Here is a 17236-nt window from a genome sequence, read left to right on the forward strand (position 1 = left end):
CGAAAGAAAGCATATGAACACCACAGTCTCTCCCCCCATCGACTCTGTATCAGTCGATATTATTGGCAACCATCTGTTGGCGATCGCAGAGGAGATGGGCATCGCCCTCATTCGCTCGGCCTACTCCCCCAACATCAAAGAACGGAAAGACTGCTCGACCTCCTTGCTTGACAGCAGGGGCCGCACCATTGCTCAGGCTGAGCACATTCCGTTGCACATGGGTTCCATGTTCGGGTTCATTCCCCGTCTTATCGAACAGTTCGGAGATGACATTCACGCAGGTGATGTGTTCATTTCCAATGATCCCTATGCCGGTGGCAGCACGCACCTGCCAGATGTTGCCGTTGTCGCACCCGTCTTTGCGGGGGAAACGCTGTGCGGGTTTGCCGCGACGGTCGCCCACCATTCCGAATTTGGCGGCTCCCTTGGTGGTGCGCCGGATGTGTATTCCGAGGGGCTCAGGATTCCTCCCGTCCGGATCTTTTCCCAGGGAATCCTTGACGATCAGCTTCTCCGCTTCACGCTTGCCAATTGCCGTTCAAGCAGGGAACGCCTCGGGGACCTTCGGGCGCAGTTCGCTGCTGTTCAGCTGGGGGTGAACCGGTACGAGGGACTCTGCGAAAAGTACGGGGTCGACTTCGTTCTCAAAGCCACGGGCCAGTGGCTCGACAAGGCGGAACTTCAGGTTCGCGCGGCACTGGAAAAAGTACCAGCGGGCAGGTACGAATTTCATGACTGGCTCGATTACGATGGCGCCGGCACCGAAAATATCGAAATCGCCGTCACCGTTGACATCGGTCCCGATGGGGTCCACGTCGACTTCACCGGTACGTCCCGGCAGGTTCCGGGCCAGATTAACGTGGTGCCATCAGCGTTGGACGCAACCGTCTACTACGCTCTCAAGGCCGCTTTGGACCCGGAATTGCCCGCGAACGCCGGGTTTTACCGATTGATCAAAATCACCGCCGAACGTGGTTCAATCCTCAACCCCATCGATCCTGCCCCGGTGTGGTCTCGATCCGACACGTGCCAGCGAGTGGCCGAGTCCATCCTGGGTGCCCTTGCCCAGGCGGTACCTGACCGGATCCCCGCCGCTTCACACGGTTCCATCCCCAGCCTCCACCTTCACGGCTACGACCCAGCAACCTCCGAGTTCTTCTCGTACGTAGAGAGTGTCGGCGGAGGGTTCGGCGCTTCACAGGACGCCGACGGGCCAAGCGGCGTCCATTCCCACCTGACAAACACGGCCAACACCCCGAGCGAAATCATGGAACTCTCTTATCCGCTCCGTGTTAACCGTTACGGCCTGCGTAGAGGTTCCGGCGGCAAGGGCGCCCACCAAGGCGGCGAAGGCATTGTTCGCGACATAGAGCTGCTGTCCGAAGGAACCCGTCTGCGTACGAAAGGCGACAGGGTCGTGCGCGGAGCCTGGGGTCTCGAAGGCGGGGAAGAAGGAAAGCCTCTGAGGGTCACCATCGACCCCGGAACGGACCATGAATGGGAGTTCCGCCGTGAAGACAACGGCAAGGCGTTGCCGGCCGGCACCATCGTACGGATCGAAACAGCTGGCGGCGGCGGGTATGGACGTCAGCCCGCGCCCACTACAGAAGACACAGCTCACAATGCAGGAGGAACACGATAATGCGGGTAGGAATTGACATCGGAGGTACTTTCACCGACGTCGTAGCCGAAGTGGACGGCCGCTTCATTACGGCCAAGGTGCCCTCCACAAGGCCCGACCCCGACCGGGCGGTCTCTGCTGCCTTGGATGTGATCCTCGAACGATCGGGGCAGCCGGCAAGCAGCGTGATCGCGTTGCTGCATGGAACAACCGTAGCGACCAATGCTGCCATTGAAGGTGACTTCGCCACTGTCGGCCTGCTCACTACGGCAGGGTTCGCTGACGTGCTCGCCGTCGGACGGCAAACTCGGGCACAGCTGTACAACCTTCTCTTCCCCGAGAGACGGATCCTTGTGCCCGAAGAACTTCGTCTGGAGATCAACGAGCGGACGCTGCCCGACGGCGAGTCCCTGCGTGCCCCGGACAGAGACGAAGTCCGGGCCCAGGCGCAACGCCTTGTTGACCGGGGTGCCGAGGTCATTTGCGTCGCATTTCTGAATTCTTACGTCAATCCTGAGCATGAACTGCTCGTTGCCTCTTGGGTTGCCGAGGACTTCAAAGACATCCCCGTTTGGACCTCGGCAGAGGTTGCACCTGAGTTTCGCGAGTACGAACGCTTTTCCACGGCAGTACTCGACGCTGGACTAGGGCCCATCATGTCGGTCTACCTCAAGCGAATTGAAGAAAGAGTCGTGGACGCCGGAGCGAACATCGAACCGCTGCTCATGCACTCGGCAGGTGGTCTGGCCACTTTGCGTGACGCCGCAAAACACCCGACCATGACCCTGCTGTCCGGTCCTGCGGCTGGCGTCCTTGGTTCCATCCACGTTGCTGAACGATTGGGACGCAGGGAATTGCTGACATTCGACGTTGGCGGGACCAGCACAGACCTGAGCGTTGTGCACAACGGGCGCCCGTCGTTCCTGCGACTGCGGAACGTCGAAGGTTTGCCCGTGCTCGGAAACAGCCTTGATATTGAGACAATCGGAGCCGGTGGCGGAAGCATTGCCTGGGTCGATGCGGGCGGACGCCTTCGAGTAGGCCCCCGGTCAGCGGGTGCCCGGCCAGGCCCGGCCGCCTACGGCCATGGGGGAACTGAACCAACCGTCACCGACGCGCTGGTTCTGACAGGCATCATTCCTTCCGAAGTCGAGCTCGGCTCGAGCGTGTCGATTCACTACGACGCAGCACTCAAAGCTATGACCACAATCGCGGAGAAGCTTGGTCTTGAACCCCTCCACGCGGCACGCGCGGTGTTGGACGTCGTCAATACCAACATGTCCCTTACTGCACGCCAGATCATCATGGAACGAGGCCTTGACCCCCGCGATTTCGTGCTCGTGGGTTTCGGAGGCGCCGGACCTCTCCACGCTGTTGACATCGCCCGGGAACTCGGTATCCGCGAAATTCTCATCCCTGCTACCCCAGGTACCATGTGTGCACTTGGTCTGCTCGTCTCGGACCAGGAAAGCGAGTTCGTCAAGGCGCAGCTGATTCAGGCAGACGAGTCGACGATCGACCAGGTCAATGAACTGGCAGAGAATCTGCTGGGTTCGGCAAAAGCTTGGACGAGCGAGCAGAGTTCGCACGGCGCCAAGGGAGGAACCCCCAGCTACTACCTCCGTGCAGATATGCGGTACCGGGGACAGCACCACGCGCTCAGCATCGACCTTCCCGAAGCGCCATGGTCCAAGGAAGACATGAAGACCGCGCGGGACGCATTCATCTCGGCCCACCGCGAACGTAACGGCTACGCGGCAGAAGATGAAGTCGTTGAGTTTGTGAACCTCCGTGTCCTTGCCCGGATCCACCTGAAGCAAAACGATGCCGGCGGTCAGCGGGTCATGCATAAAGCCGACAGTGGAGCAGCGGTCGTCGGCACGTCCGTTCCGGTGTGGTGGGATCAGAATCACGCTACGCCTACTACGGTTGTTTCGCGGAGCTCGATAAGGCCCGGTGACGTGATCGATGGGCCGGCGCTCGTGTTTCAGGAGGACACCACCATTGCACTGCCGCCCGGCTCGGAGCTGCGCGGGTCTGAAGATGGAAGCGCCATCATCGTTCCCTGGGTACTTGGGGGAACCAACGCGTCTGTACGCGTTCTCGCTGACGAGGTCACCGCATGACATGCGCAGGAGCGGGGACCGGGCACGTCACCGTCCCAGAAAAGCCGTGCACACAATCGGCTAGCCGTAAGGGGGCAGGTCGTTGAAAAATACAAGCCAAAAAGTGCTCGTCGTCGGCGCCGGAGTGATTGGTTCCAGCCTGGCAGAAGAACTGACACGGCGCGGAGCGTCCGTCACTCTAATCGACGCCGCGGAAGTTGGCTCCGGTACCAGTTCCGCAACGTTCGCCTGGATCAATTCGAACAACAAGTCTCCGGCGGCATATAGCCACCTGAACGTTCTCGGACTACAAGCACACGAACGTGTGGCCCGTACACGCACCCCGGGCGGACAGCGGTGGTTCCACCAGACCGGCACGGTGCAGATCGCCCAGACTGGCGAAGAGCTTGAAGCGCTGGAACTGAAGGTCCGGAACTTCAACGCCACCAACTACGACGCGCACCTGTTGACTCCGGAAGAGGTTCGGGAACTCGAACCGAATCTCGCCCCCCGTCAGCTGGTTGGCGGCGCCTTCTACGCAAAGGAAGGATGGATAGACGTACAGAAGATGTGCATGAGCCTGGTCAACCGGGCCATACAGGCGGGAGCCACTTACGCCCCCTTCGAAAGGGTGGTTGAAGTCCGACCCAAACAGGTGACAACGGAGGCTGTGGACGGAACACTGCGTCACCACACCGCAGACGTGGTGATCCTCGCAGCGGGAAACGGGACGAGGAAGATACTCGCCGGTTCCGGTGTCGATTTCCCGATCCTCGATGCCGAGGGAGGGAAGGACACCCGGCGTGCAACGGTCGGGATCATCAGCACCACAGGACCTGTACAGTCCGGAATCAAACACTTCGTCAGGGCCAACGGAATTGCTCTGCGACCGGCCCGCAATGGTGGCATCACCTTTGCAGACCACCCAACCGGAGGCAAATGGGAGGTGGACGATCCCAGGATCTGGACTGTTCCGGAGCTCCTGCTGGACCGTGTCCGCCAGCTCTACCCCACCATGAAGCAAGCCTGGACTGAATCCGTCAGCCTCGGCACCCGGGTGCTGCCCGAAGACGGACTGACGATTGCAGACTGGATCGGAGACGACAACTGCATATATGCAGTTGCAACTCACAGCGGAGTGACCTTGGCGGCCCATCTTGCTGAGAGCGTCGCGGATGAAGTCCTTACCGGCACCCGGCACGCATCCCTGCAAACCTTCGGGCTGAGCAGGTTTGCAGGCGTCTGACGGTCGCCAGTCGGTCGGGAGACTGACCGCTTGGTGATCCTGCACGTTGCTACGAACTCTGCTCCACCCCGGAGAGCGTTGCTGCTGCAAACCGTGTCTTTAGCGCACAACTCTGGCAGCACCGCCGAAACCATCTGGCTTCGGCGGTGCTGTCCATCATTGAAAATAACTCTTCGCCGCGGGTATCGGACAGTTTCTTCTGCAGTTCTCCGGCACAAAGCTCGAAATGGAACGGTGTTGGGTCTGTCCACCCAGGCTTCTACCCGCAAACAGCAGAAACACTGATCGAAGAACAGGGAATCCTTTTATGGCCAACATCGTCATTAGTTCGATCCAGGAGAAAGCTGTGCCCACAGCTTTCCTCTTCGCCGCCCGTAACCACTCGGTGGCGGTCCTGGGCGGAGGGGTAGAACCGGGGAAGCACAGCTTCTCCCTTTTCGGCGCGCCCTGCGACGTTGCGCTGCTGCCGGTCCACGACCTCGATGTCACGGCGCCAACAGTAGGTATCGTCTATGCCGCGGGCGAAGACATCACCGCCGGAATCACCAGACTCCTTGCTGCGGTCAGGCCTGATGTGCTCGCAGTTGTTGGAGTTGGAATATCAGGGGCGCTCGAATCTGCAAGCGCTGCCGAAACCCATGGATTCGATCTAAACCGTTTGCTCCTCGTCGGCGGCTTCCTGGCCGGCGGGACGATGTCCTCAGTCACGAACGAAAAACATGGCATGCTTGCGGGCTTCTTGGGCCGGGAAGCTCCTGAAGAGGCCCGTAAAATTGCGGAGACGACAATCACTCAGATCTCCATCACGGACGCTCCGACAGTTGTCCTTTCAGGGCTGAATCCCCTCGTACATGTCCCACCCATGATCCTGAACGCCATGCGCGTTGAACGGGGCGATGATGTTCAGTTCTATGACGAAGGCTTCGGTGAGAGTGTTTGCCGTCTAATCGCCGCCATCGACGTCGAACGCCAGCAGTTGGGAGCGGCGATGGGGTCGGATCTGCTTTCCTTCGAACAACTCCTGGACAGATATAACGGTCCTGCCGGTATGAACGGTGCCAGTGTTCTGGAAAAAATCAACACCTTTCCTCCCTATCGGCGTACCAAGCTCCCGTCAACATTTCAGCACCGCTTCCTCGAGCACGAACTGCGTTCCGCTTTCGCGCCAATGGCCGAAATGGCAGGACTGCTCGGCGTGCCCGCGCCTACGATCAATGCCGTAGTACGGCTCGGCGAAGTATTGGTGGACAGGGACGTCACCTCAACGGCATTGCAGACGGCCAAAGAATTCCTGTCAGTGATAGGAGCACCTGTTAATGTCGCCCGACCCCCTTCGCGACCGGAGACTGCCCCTTCCCGCCCCTAGCGGACAGTCCCGGAGAACAAACGAAGCAAAACAAGGTTCCCACGCTGACCTTTGCCCACAACCACGATCTACAGGAACCCGATGTGCCCACGTAAAAAATTGGGCGTCCGCGAAAGACCCGCGGGCGCGCCAATCGGTTACCAGATTCCGTTTGAAGAGTTTGCCGCTGTTCTTCGCCTGCTGCGCAAACAGGACCACGTGACCATACAGCTCCTCAACGGCCACAGCACCACCGGAACCGTCGACCTGGTCTCACTCAACGGGGACCTACTATGGCTCCATACCCCCTACGGCCGCCAAATGTTCATCTATAACGAAGTCAGGGACATTACAAAATCTGCACCCGGCGGCTCCCCGTGAAGCCAAGCCAGCATCGGTTGCCGGGCTCCATTGTCTGCGCTCCCCTGCAGGTCCCGCTCAACTCACGATCGTGCCGTGAGGACAGACTTGGAAAACCAGAGACCACAACAGAGCTAGTTCAATGAAGAAGAGCGCAGGTCGAATTCAGCGATGAAGAAATTTATCCCCCGCAAACGTAGAGCCGAGAGTAGAGGCCCTAGCAGGCCCGTTTCCCGAACCGGAGAACACTGCCCGATGACCGGGTGGTGGCAAGCAGTAAGCATGGACGGCACCAGGCGCTTTGTGACTGAAGGAAGCATCATGCCTGCAAAGGCGGACCAACCCGTCGAATGGATGCTCATCTCAGCTGACGCTGGACTGCGGCCGTCTACTCATGCTGTTCCCCCCGTAGGAGCCTGGATTGATTTTTGATGTTGGCCGGCCCGTCACACCCGTGGACGAGAAGCTTGCATTGCACTCCGTATCACTGCACCCCTGGCGGGTAAGAATATGGGCATGCCTGCGGGCAGTAATAGCAAAATCGACCCCCGCATGACAGGGTCATTTGAGCTACGCGTAGTTCCAGATGAGATGGGTAGCCAAACCCGGTCTGAGATTCACTGCGAGGATGACTGCCATTACTGCCATGGGCCGGAGACGGATTAGCAGCCTGCGGACGCGGCGGTGCCCCCCACGGGTGGGGCCTCAATTTCCGGAGCCTCCCGATCCTCGCAACTCGGGAGGCCCCGGTCTTCAAATGACTCCAAGGCGGCACGGAGTGCCATCACGGGATTTTTTCACCACTGATTTAGGTATCGGCTATGTGGATCTGCTCTCTGTCTGTCTCTTCCGGCAAGACGCCGAAATCCGGCTCCCCGGTGGAACACATGAAATCGTTCACTAGGAATCAGCACCAGGACGCCATCGAAAACAGCGTCTCGTCGCCCTCCGACAGTGAACTGATGCTGCATCACCCGGCCACCTACTGTGTGGTCGTGTTGGGCGTCATATACCCGAGCGTCGTCCGGCAGCCGCGCTACCAGGCCCCTTTGGCCGAACCGGCTCTGCCGGCGGGAGCCACAGAGGTAAGACGGAGCGCCGACATCATCTTCTACGATCCCCTCTCAAGCAGGGCCAGCTTGGAATCGCTCCGAGGGAACCGCACAGCAGTTGGGGAACCGTCCCAAACGAGCGCACGAAGGACCGGTAAAGGTCGACAAGAAGCCATAAATGCTGTGGTAGCCGACTTAGCCCGGCTGGCGAAAAATCACTATCGGTCAAAATCCCGCAAGGGGAACAGAAAATGCCTATTGATTAATTCTGGACACGAAACTCAGCGGCGGCACTGGCTTCTTCGCGCTCCTGGCCATTCAGCCGCGGTTGAAGAATCGTTCTGGCCACCACTCAACCGGTGGCTCCGGATTGCTGCCGAAACCAGCCGTAACGGCTACGTCTCGCAGGTACCCAGACGACGACTGTCGGCACAGAGTCCGAGGAACACCATTCCTACATCGCGGGCCGCAGCGCCAAAACCCCCGGGCCTTCATAGCCCAGTGTGGATTCTCAAGTAGCACCACCTATTACAACCGGAGACCTCTCTATGGACCCAGCTCCGCGGCATTTCAGGGCCAGTCGCTCGCACTCCGCCCGCCGAACCCTGCTGTTGGCGGGAGCCGCAGCAACAATCATGGCCACAAAAGCGCTCACTCAGCAGGACCAGCCAATTCCGCACCTGCGGCAAAGTGGAAGCTCGCCTGTCAGCGGCAGCGTCGGCTCGGACCAGGAAACCCCCTCACCCCAAGTTGCGGAAACAAGTATGCAAATTGGTACCGCCGCATCGCGGTCACCGTCCCGGTTGGAAATCGTGACTGCCTACGCCGGTCGAAGCCCCCGGTACTGGGACCTGGAGGCCCCCGGCGTCCTGACCCACCTTGCAGCCGGCTCGGAAGGGATCGCCCTGACAGTCGATTTTTGCGGTGGCCCCGGCGGCAACGACTACGATTTAGCTCTAATTACGGCATTGCGTGACCGTTACATCCCCGCGACACTGTTCCTGAATTCCAGGTGGATTACCGCCAATTTAGAAACAGCCCGCCAACTCGCCGCCGATCCGCTCTTCGAGCTGGCCAACCATGGAACCTCCCACCTGCCACTGTCCATCGCTGGAAAGTCCGCGTACGGAATCACAGGCACGCAAAACCCCGGGGAAGTGTACGACGAAGTAATGAGCAACACTTCCGTCCTAGCCCAACTCACAGGAATTAGCCCCCGCTTATTCAGGCCCGGGACCGCTTACCTCGACGAGGTCGCGGCAGATATCGTCAAGGCTCTAGGTATGACCCCCACAGGCTTCAGCATCAACGCAGATGGCGGAGCAACATACCCGGCAGCAACCGTGGCCAGCGAAACAATCAAGGCCCGGTCCGGGGACATCATCATATGCCACGGCAACCATCCTGGCTCCGGGACAGCCGAAGGCCTCATTCGCGCCCTGGACACCATCGCCGCCCGAGGGCTACTTTTCGTCCATCTCGACTAGGTGTCGTGCCCGGCATGCTGTCGTGTCATCCACCCTGGCGCACCCGCGACTGTTGATCGATCTCCGAGTCGTCCCCAAGCGGACTCCGGAAGGTGAAGAGCGTCAAAGGCTCGAACCAGTGATTAAACGAAGCCGCTTCAGCGATGAATAGTGCCGGAATGGATACACCCCAACCTGACGTCAGGTACCCCGGCCAAACACGTCAGAATAGTGCTCCATTTTCATATTCCGTACACGCCACCCCGAGAGTCTTAGGATCCAACGTGGCACCTGTTGCGTAGAGCGAGGCGCGGAACCCCCTGCTGGGAACCGCCATGTAGGGGTCACGCAGCAACCCGCAACGCGTTCCGCTGAATGTGACGTGGAATACTTCCGTACAGGTGCGCGGCCGGGAGGTCCGGCGGAATTGCGGAAGGGGCCGGTCACATGCAGGAGTACGTCAACGAGGACGAAGAAGCGCGCCGGCAGGTGCTGTCAGCGTTGTCACGGGAACACGAACTTGGCCTGCGCCGGGATGCGGACTTTGACCGGCGCCTCGACGAGCACTTTCCCACCCTCCGCAGCCTGTTCCATTCCTTGTACGGTGCACGCCAGGACTGGTTGAATCAACTCACTAACCTAGTACTCCAATGCGCACGGTCCTGGCAGGAGCGCTCCCCCGAACTGAAGGCCCTGGATGCCGAACGCGAGCAAACGCCGGACTGGTTCCAGTCCAACCGGATGCTCGGCGGGGTGTGCTACGTGGACCGCTACGCCGACAGCCTGGAAGGCGTGCGCGGCAGGATCCCGTACTTCAAGGAACTGGGCCTCACCTACCTGCACCTCATGCCGCTGTTCCTGGCGCCGGAACCCCACTCGGACGGCGGTTACGCCGTCTCCAGCTACCGCCAGGTCAACCCGAAACTGGGCACCATGGAGCAACTGCGCAGCCTCGCCGCCGAACTGAAGGCCAATGGGATCAGCCTGGTGGTGGACTTCATCTTCAACCACACCTCCGATGAACACGAATGGGCGCGCAAGGCAGCCGCGGGGGACCCGGAGTACAGCGATTACTACTGGATCTTCCCGGACCGGACCATACCGGATGCGTTCGAGGCGAACGTGCGCGAGATCTTCCCCGAGAACCACGCAGGTTCCTTTATCCAAATGGAGGACGGCCGCTGGGTCTGGGCCACCTTCCACACGTACCAGTGGGATCTGAACTACTCCAATCCCGAGGTGTTCCGGGCCATGGCGGGCGAGATGCTGTTCCTGGCCAACCAGGGCGTGGACATCCTGCGCATGGACGCCGTGGCCTTCATCTGGAAGCAGCTGGGCACCCCGTGCGAAAACCTGCCCCAGGCACACACGCTCCTGCGGGCCTTCAACGCAGCCTGCCGGCTGGCCGCGCCGTCGCTGCTCTTCAAGTCCGAGGCGATCGTCCACCCGGACGAGGTGACGCTCTACATCGACCCCAAAGAGTGCCAGCTTTCCTACAACCCGCTGCAGATGGCCCTGATCTGGGAATCCCTGGCCACCCGCGACGTCTCGCTCCTGGCCCAGGCCCTGGAACGCAGGCACAACATCCCGGACGGCACCGCCTGGGTGAACTATGTCCGCAGCCACGACGACATCGGCTGGACCTTCGCCGACGAGGACGCGGCCGAGCTGGGCATCAACGGCTTCGACCACCGCCGCTTCCTGAACTCCTTCTACGTCAACCGGTTCCCCGGCAGCTTCGCCCGCGGGGTCCCGTTCCAGGACAACCCGAAGACCGGGGACTGCAGGATTTCCGGCACGACGGCATCCCTGTGCGGAATGGAGGTGGACCCCGCCGAGGCGGTGGAACGGATCCTCCTGGCCCACTCGGTGCCGTTCAGCACCGGCGGCGTCCCGCTGCTGTACCTGGGCGATGAGGTGGGGCAGCTCAACGACTACGGCTACGCCGCCGAACCGGGCCACGGCGAAGACAGCCGCTGGGTGCACCGCCCGCACTACCCGGCGGAGCAGTACGCCCGGCGGGACGACCCCGCCACCCCGGAGGGGGCGGTGTACGCAGGTATCAAGCGGATGATCGAGGTCCGCGCCGGCACACCCGAACTGGCCGGAACCACGCTGGTGGATTTCGCCACGAACAACCGCTCCGTGCTGGCGTACCAGCGGCCCGGGGACGGGAAGGGCGCCGGCACCATCCTCGCACTCGCGAACTTCAGCGACTCACCCCAGGCGCTGCCCGGGGAAACCTTCGGCGGATACTTTCCTGCCGCCGTCGACCTCCTCTCCGAAGCGGCCCTGAACCTGCACGACGGCGTCACGCTCCTCCCCCGGCAATACCTCTGGCTGCGCGTCACCCCGGCGTAGCATCGTGGACCCGTTTTCCCAACGGGCCCGCGCGCGTGAAACCATACGGATCATGGCCTCCAAGATTGCGTACCAGGGTGAGCCCGGCGCCAACTCCAATATCGCGTGTCAGCAGATGTTTCCGGACTTCGAAAGCGTCCCGTGCGCCAGTTTTGAGGACGCGTTCGAGCTGGTGACCACCGGCGAAGCCGACCTGGCCATGATCCCCATCGAGAACTCCATCGCCGGACGGGTGGCGGACATCCACATCCTGCTGCCGCAGTCCAGCCTGCAGATCGTGGGCGAATACTTCCTTCCCATCCACTTCGACCTGCTGGGCATCCCGGGCAGCACCATCGAGGGCGCCACCGAGATACACAGCCACATCCACGCCCTGGGCCAGTGCCGGAAGCTGATCCGCGACCACGGCCTCAAGCCCGTTATCGCCGGCGACACCGCAGGGTCCGCCCGCGAAGTGGCCGAGTGGAACGATCCCCGCAAGCTCTCCCTGGCTCCGCCGCTGGCCGCCCAGATCTACGGCCTCGAGGTCCTGGCCTCGCGCGTGGAGGACGACCCCTCCAACACCACCCGCTTCGTGGTCCTGGCCCGGGAAACGGCACTGCCGGCCAAGGATGAACTTCCCGGACCGGCAGTGACCAGCTTCGTGTTCCGCGTCCGCAACGTCCCCTCCGCCCTGTACAAGGCACTGGGCGGCTTCGCCACCAACGGCGTGAATATGACCCGCCTGGAGAGCTACATGGTGGGCAACGAGTTCGCGGCCACCATGTTCATGGCCGACGTCGAAGGCCACCCCGAGGACCTGCCGCTGAAGCTGGCCCTCGAGGAACTGGACTTCTTCACCACCGAGGTGCGGATCCTCGGCGTGTACCCGGCCGCGGACTACCGGGCAGCCGCAGCCACCGCCTGACGCGGCTCCTTCACGGGTTCCGGACGCTTCAGCAGGGGGCCGAAGAACGCACCGAGTTCCGCCGTTGCGGTGAGCGGCAGGACGTTGGCCACGTACTGGTCCGGCCGGACCACCACCACGGCGCCCGCACGGTCGATGCCGCGGAGCTCGAAGATGTCCGCCTTGGGATCGGTGGCGTACACCTTTTCGTAGTCGGTCAGCTTGAACGGGCCCACCTGCGGCTTGAAAACGGCAGGCACGGCATTGATGTCGACGGCGGTGTGCGGCTGCTGGTAGATGACCTTCAGGTCGAACCACGCATCCGGGTCGGCGCCGGCAGGGGTGGCGGCCAGCGGTGAGTCCGGTGAGGTCGCGAACCAGTCAGCCAGCGTGTCCGTGGCGGAGCCGGTGCCGGTGCCGGTGCCGGGAAGCGCGCTATCGGCGAAGACGTAGATCCGCCAGCGTCCGTCAGCGGTGGCGTGGTGGCCAAGGTGGATCGGGTTGGTGTCCCCCACGCGGACCGCGGGCGCCGATTTGAAGCGCTTGCCCACGGGGAACCCGGCGGCCAGCTCCTGGTGGTCCGCAGAACCGATAATCAGGGAGGGCGCGTACTGGGTCATGAACCCGGCGGGGAATTCGGCGGTTTGGACGTAGAAGTCCTCAAGGTCGGAGGGGTGCTCGAACTCCTCCGGCTTCTTGGCCATCATGGTGGACCATTCCTTGTCGAAGTCGATCAGGTTCTTGGCCACCACCTGCCGCTCCTCCGAGTAGGTGGACAGCAGGCTTTCCGGGCTGCGCCCCTCCAGGACGTGCCCCAGCTTCCAGGCGATATTGAAGCCGTCCTGCATGGACACATTCATGCCCTGGCCTGCCTTGGCGCTGTGCGTGTGGCAAGCGTCACCGGTGATGAACACCCGCGGGGTCCGCGTGCCGCGGTCCGCCGGCAGGACGTCGTCGAACCTGTCCGTGAGGCGGTGGCCCACCTCGTACACGCTGTGCCACGCCACGTTCCGCACATCCAGCGTGTAGGGGTGCAGGATGGCGTTCGCCTTGGCGATGATCTCCTCGATGGTGGTGTTCCGGACGGAGTGCTGGCTGTTCGGGTCTACTTCCCCCAGGTCCACGTACATCCGGAAGAGGTGGCCGCCTTCGCGCGGGATGAGCAGGATGCTGCCTTCGGCGCCCTGGATGGCGCATTTGGTGCGGATATCCGGGAAGTCGGTGACGGCGAGGGTGTCCATGACGCCCCAGGCGTGGTTGGCCTGGTCTCCTGCGAGCGTGCAGCCGATGGCCTGGCGCACCTTGCTGCGGGCGCCGTCGGCACCCACCACATACTTGGCACGGACAACGCGCTCCTGGCCCTCCTCGGGGCCGGAGGTGTGGACCAGCCGCACGGTGACCGGATAGTCACCTTCTCCGGTGACCTCGAGCCCCTGGAAGTCGTAGCCGTAGTCGGGCTTCATCCGCGTGGGCGCGTTGGCCATGTACTCGGCGAAGTAGTCCAGCACCCGGGCCTGGTTCACGATCAGGTGCGGGAACTCGCTGATACCCATTTCGTCGTCCACGGCGCGGGCGGTCCGGATGATGTTGGCGTGGTTTGCGGGGTCCGGCTTCCAGAATGCCATCTCGGTGATCCTGTAGGCCTCGGCGATGATGCGCTCCGCGAAGCCGAAAGCCTGGAAGGTTTCCACGCTGCGGGCCTGGATTCCATCCGCCTGGCCGATGGCCAACCGGCCGGGGCGGCGTTCGATGATGCGCGTGGTCACGTTCGGGAACATGGACAGCTGCGCGGCGGCGAGCATGCCCGCCGGGCCCGTGCCCACGATGAGCACGTCCACTTCGTCGGGGAGCTCCTCGGGGCGGTTCAGGCCGATGCCGGCCGCCGGCTGGACGCGGGGGTCACCGGATACGTATCCGTGGTGGTGGAACTGCACGGGATGTCCTCACTTCGTTGTGGATGATGATCTCCGCAGGGTGTTCTATATGAGAACAGGAGATTCGATATTAGAAACTGAACGACTTGGTTTCCACTGTACGCCCGATGTGATCGAGCCGACAAGTACTGCCGCGGAAGCTTGTAAATAAGCGATATTTCGGGGGTTGACGGATGCCGCAGCATGCGCAATAGTGATCGTATACGATTTCGTACCTAATGAGGAGAAGGCTTTGGAGCAGGTCAACGGCGACACCCTGGCAGCAGCCCGCAAGGTGATCGCAGTGCACATCAACTACCCCAGCCGGGCCGCGCAGCGCGGCCGCACGCCGGCCCAGCCGTCCTACTTCCTCAAGCCTTCCAGCTCGCTGGCGTTGAGCGGAAACCCCGTGGAGCGCCCGGCCGGCTGCGAACTGCTCGGCTACGAGGGCGAGATCGCCCTGGTCATCGGGAAGGCCGCCCGCCGCGTCAGCATCCAGGACGCCTGGAGCCACGTTGCCGCCGTCACCGCAAGCAACGATCTCGGCGTCTACGACCTCCGCTGGGCGGACAAGGGCTCCAACCTGCGCTCCAAGGGCGGGGACGGGTTCACTCCGGTGGGCCCGGCACTGATCCCGGCAGACGCCGTCGACCCCGCCGGCCTGCGGATCCGCACCTGGCACAACGGGCAGCTGGTCCAGGATGACACCACCGCGGACCTGCTCTTCCCGTTCTCCCGGCTGGTGGCGGACCTGTCCCAGCTGCTCACCCTCGAGGAGGGGGACATCATCCTCACCGGCACTCCCGCCGGTGCCTCGGTAGCGAAGCCGGGCGACGTCCTGGAGGTTGAGGTGGAGACGATCGACGGCAGGCTCACCACCAGCCGGCTGGTCACCACCGTGGAGGAAGGTACGACGGCGTTCGCGGACTTTGGTGCCCAGCCCAAGGTCGATGACCTGCAGCGCGAGGAAGCCTACGGTTCCCGCGAGGCCGCCGGCCTGACACCGGAGGCGGAGGCCGCCGTCGGGCCTGCCCTGTCTCCTGACCTGAAGGCCAAGCTTGAGTCGGTTGCCACCGCCACCCTGTCCTCCCAGATGCGCAAGCGCGGCCTCAACAACGTCAGCATCGACGGGCTCCAAGGCACCCGACCGGACCGCCGCGTCGTCGGCCTGGCCCGGACCCTGCGCTATGTGCCCAACCGTGAGGACCTCTTCAAGACCTACGGTGGCGGATTCAACGCCCAAAAGAAGGCCATCGATTCCGTGAACGAGGGCGAGATCCTGGTCATGGAGGCCCGCGGTGAGAAGGGCACCGGCACGGTGGGTGACATCCTGGCCCTGCGCGCCCAGGTCCGCGGCGCCGCGGCCATCATTACCGACGGCGGGGTCCGCGACTACACTGCCGTGGCCGGACTGGAGATGCCCACTTGGTTTGCCAACCCGCACCCCGCCGTGCTGGGCCGCCGCCACATCCCGTGGGACACGGACATCACCATCGCCTGCGGCGGCGCCACCGTCCAGCCCGGCGACATCATCGTGGCGGACTCCGACGGCATCCTGGTGATCCCGCCGGCCATCGCCGAAGAACTCGTCGAGGACTGCATCCAGCAGGAAAAGGAAGAAACGTTCATCTTCGAGATGGTCAAGCAGGGCAACAGCGTGGACGGCCTCTACCCCATGAACAAGGAATGGCAGACCAAGTACAAGGAATGGGAAAGGCAAGCCAATGACTGACACGGCGACCGACCTCGCCGCTGCCACTCCCGGCAGCAAATCCGAGCAGGCCTACCAGGCCGTCAAGGCCCGGATCGTTGAAGGCACCTACACCCCCGGCTACCGCCTGGTCCTGGGTTCCATCGCGAAGGACCTCGGCTTCAGCGTGGTCCCGGTCCGGGAAGCCATCCGCCGGCTCGAAGCCGAAGGCCTGGTGACGTTCGAACGCAACGTCGGCGCCACCGTGGCGGGGATCGACCCCACCGAATACCTCTACACCATGCAGACGCTCAGCATCGTCGAAGGCGCCGCCACCGCCATGTCCGCACCGCTGATCGACGCGACGGCCATCGCCCGGGCCCGCGCGGTGAACCAGGAAATGCGCGAATGCCTGGACCACTTCGACCCCGTCCGGTTCACCCGGCTCAACCAGGACTTCCACAGCGTCCTGTTCGAACACTGCCCCAACCCGCACATCCTGGACCTGGTGCACCGCGGCTGGAACCGGCTCGCATCCCTTCGGTCCTCCACCTTCCGCTTCGTCCCCGGCCGCGCCCGCGACTCCGTGGACGAACACGAAAACCTGCTGAAGCTCATCGAAACGGGAGCCGACGCCGATGACATTGAAAAGGCAGCCCGGCTCCACCGCTCCGCCACCCTGGACGCCTACCTCGCCCAAGCCAACAACCTCTGACCCAGTTAGGACTTCAACGATGACGACCTCAGTAGAAACCAGCACGCACTACGTCCCCGAGGACCTGCCCACCCACATCCAGCACTTCATCAACGGCGAGTTCGTCGATTCCGTCTCCGGCAAGACGTTCGACGTCCTGGACCCGGTGTCCAACCGGAACTACGCCACCGCGGCCGCCGGGCAGAAAGAGGACATCGACCTCGCCGTCGCCGCCGCCCGCGAAGCCTTCACCAGCGGCCCCTGGCCGAAGATGAAGCCCCGCGAACGCGCCCGCATCCTGAACAAGATCGCCGACGCCGTCGAGGCCCAGGAAGACCGGCTCGCCGAACTGGAAACCTTCGATACCGGCCTGCCCATCACCCAGGCCAAGGGCCAGGCCCTGCGCGCGGCAGAGAACTTCCGGTTCTTCGCGGACCTGATCGTGGCCCAGTTCGATGACGCCATGAAGGTCCCCGGCTCGCAGATCAACTACGTGA

General features: G+C 62.6%; 12 protein-coding genes. 11 read left to right on the forward strand and 1 reads right to left on the reverse strand.

Translation table 11 applies throughout. From position 1 onward, the window contains the following. Positions 1 to 13: 13 nt before the first annotated feature. The 8 genes from AB4Y79_RS19840 (at position 14) to AB4Y79_RS19875 (ending at position 12463) form a co-directional block, all read left to right on the forward strand. A complete protein-coding gene (locus tag AB4Y79_RS19840; RefSeq protein ID WP_441865534.1) occupies positions 14 to 1642 on the forward strand; it encodes a hydantoinase B/oxoprolinase family protein in 1629 nt (542 codons plus the stop codon). Next, positions 1642 to 3747 (forward strand): hydantoinase/oxoprolinase family protein, encoded by a 2106-nt coding sequence (locus AB4Y79_RS19845; protein WP_441865536.1) that lies wholly within the window; start codon positions 1642 to 1644, stop codon positions 3745 to 3747. The genes AB4Y79_RS19840 and AB4Y79_RS19845 overlap by 1 nt, the downstream gene beginning before the upstream one ends. An 82-nt stretch (positions 3748 to 3829) precedes the next feature. Then, complete coding sequence (locus AB4Y79_RS19850; protein ID WP_441865539.1) at positions 3830 to 4972, forward strand: NAD(P)/FAD-dependent oxidoreductase; 1143 nt, start codon at positions 3830 to 3832, stop codon at positions 4970 to 4972. Between the two features lie 307 nt (positions 4973 to 5279). Further along, on the forward strand, positions 5280 to 6338 hold the full coding sequence (locus tag AB4Y79_RS19855) for an NAD/NADP octopine/nopaline dehydrogenase family protein (protein ID WP_441865542.1): 1059 nt from the start codon (positions 5280 to 5282) through the stop codon (positions 6336 to 6338). Between the two features lie 198 nt (positions 6339 to 6536). Then, positions 6537 to 6698: a hypothetical protein gene (locus AB4Y79_RS19860; protein ID WP_441865544.1), complete on the forward strand. Its 162-nt coding sequence runs from the start codon at positions 6537 to 6539 to the stop codon at positions 6696 to 6698. A gap of 1795 nt (positions 6699 to 8493) precedes the next feature. Next, on the forward strand, positions 8494 to 9216 hold the full coding sequence (locus AB4Y79_RS19865; RefSeq protein ID WP_441865546.1) for a polysaccharide deacetylase family protein: 723 nt from the start codon (positions 8494 to 8496) through the stop codon (positions 9214 to 9216). A gap of 426 nt (positions 9217 to 9642) precedes the next feature. Further along, entirely contained in the window at positions 9643 to 11556 is a 1914-nt protein-coding gene (locus AB4Y79_RS19870; RefSeq protein WP_441865549.1) for an alpha-amylase family glycosyl hydrolase, read from the forward strand. 52 nt (positions 11557 to 11608) lie between these two features. Continuing rightward, positions 11609 to 12463, forward strand: a complete 855-nt coding sequence (locus AB4Y79_RS19875) for a prephenate dehydratase (RefSeq protein WP_441865551.1) — start codon at positions 11609 to 11611, stop codon at positions 12461 to 12463. Here the strand turns inward: AB4Y79_RS19875 and AB4Y79_RS19880 are convergent. Further along, the gene (locus AB4Y79_RS19880; protein ID WP_441865554.1) at positions 12436 to 14376 is read right to left on the reverse strand and encodes an FAD-binding monooxygenase; all 1941 of its coding nucleotides are present in this window, start codon (positions 14374 to 14376) and stop codon (positions 12436 to 12438) included. The two genes, AB4Y79_RS19875 and AB4Y79_RS19880, sit on opposite strands and share 28 nt — an antisense overlap. Positions 14377 to 14608: 232 nt before the next feature. Here AB4Y79_RS19880 and AB4Y79_RS19885 point away from each other — a divergent pair, with 232 nt between their 5' ends. The 3 genes from AB4Y79_RS19885 to AB4Y79_RS19895 form a co-directional block, all read left to right on the forward strand. Continuing rightward, positions 14609 to 16087 carry a fumarylacetoacetate hydrolase family protein gene (locus tag AB4Y79_RS19885; RefSeq protein ID WP_441865563.1) on the forward strand — a complete coding sequence of 493 codons (1479 nt, stop codon included), beginning with the start codon at positions 14609 to 14611 and terminating at the stop codon, positions 16085 to 16087. Beyond that, positions 16080 to 16760: a GntR family transcriptional regulator gene (locus AB4Y79_RS19890; protein ID WP_441865557.1), complete on the forward strand. Its 681-nt coding sequence runs from the start codon at positions 16080 to 16082 to the stop codon at positions 16758 to 16760. Before AB4Y79_RS19885 ends, AB4Y79_RS19890 begins: the two co-directional genes overlap by 8 nt. A gap of 19 nt (positions 16761 to 16779) precedes the next feature. Continuing rightward, on the forward strand, positions 16780 to 17236 hold a 457-nt coding region (locus tag AB4Y79_RS19895; RefSeq protein ID WP_441865560.1), incomplete at its 3' end, for an aldehyde dehydrogenase family protein.

It is taken from the genome of Pseudarthrobacter sp. YAF2, assembly GCF_052113345.1.
Taxonomy (GTDB): Bacteria; Actinomycetota; Actinomycetes; order Actinomycetales; family Micrococcaceae; genus Arthrobacter.

Excerpts from the sequence above, each read along its gene's own strand:
- AB4Y79_RS19890 (WP_441865557.1), top strand. The coding sequence starts at position 16,080 with ATGACTGACACGGCGACCGACCTCGCCGCTGCCACTCCCGGCAGCAAA.
- AB4Y79_RS19870 (WP_441865549.1), top strand. The coding sequence starts at position 9,643 with ATGCAGGAGTACGTCAACGAGGACGAAGAAGCGCGCCGGCAGGTGCTG.
- AB4Y79_RS19855 (WP_441865542.1), top strand. The coding sequence starts at position 5,280 with ATGGCCAACATCGTCATTAGTTCGATCCAGGAGAAAGCTGTGCCCACA.
- AB4Y79_RS19840 (WP_441865534.1), top strand. The coding sequence starts at position 14 with ATGAACACCACAGTCTCTCCCCCCATCGACTCTGTATCAGTCGATATT.
- AB4Y79_RS19845 (WP_441865536.1), top strand. The coding sequence starts at position 1,642 with ATGCGGGTAGGAATTGACATCGGAGGTACTTTCACCGACGTCGTAGCC.
- AB4Y79_RS19875 (WP_441865551.1), top strand. The coding sequence starts at position 11,609 with ATGGCCTCCAAGATTGCGTACCAGGGTGAGCCCGGCGCCAACTCCAAT.
- AB4Y79_RS19865 (WP_441865546.1), top strand. The coding sequence starts at position 8,494 with ATGCAAATTGGTACCGCCGCATCGCGGTCACCGTCCCGGTTGGAAATC.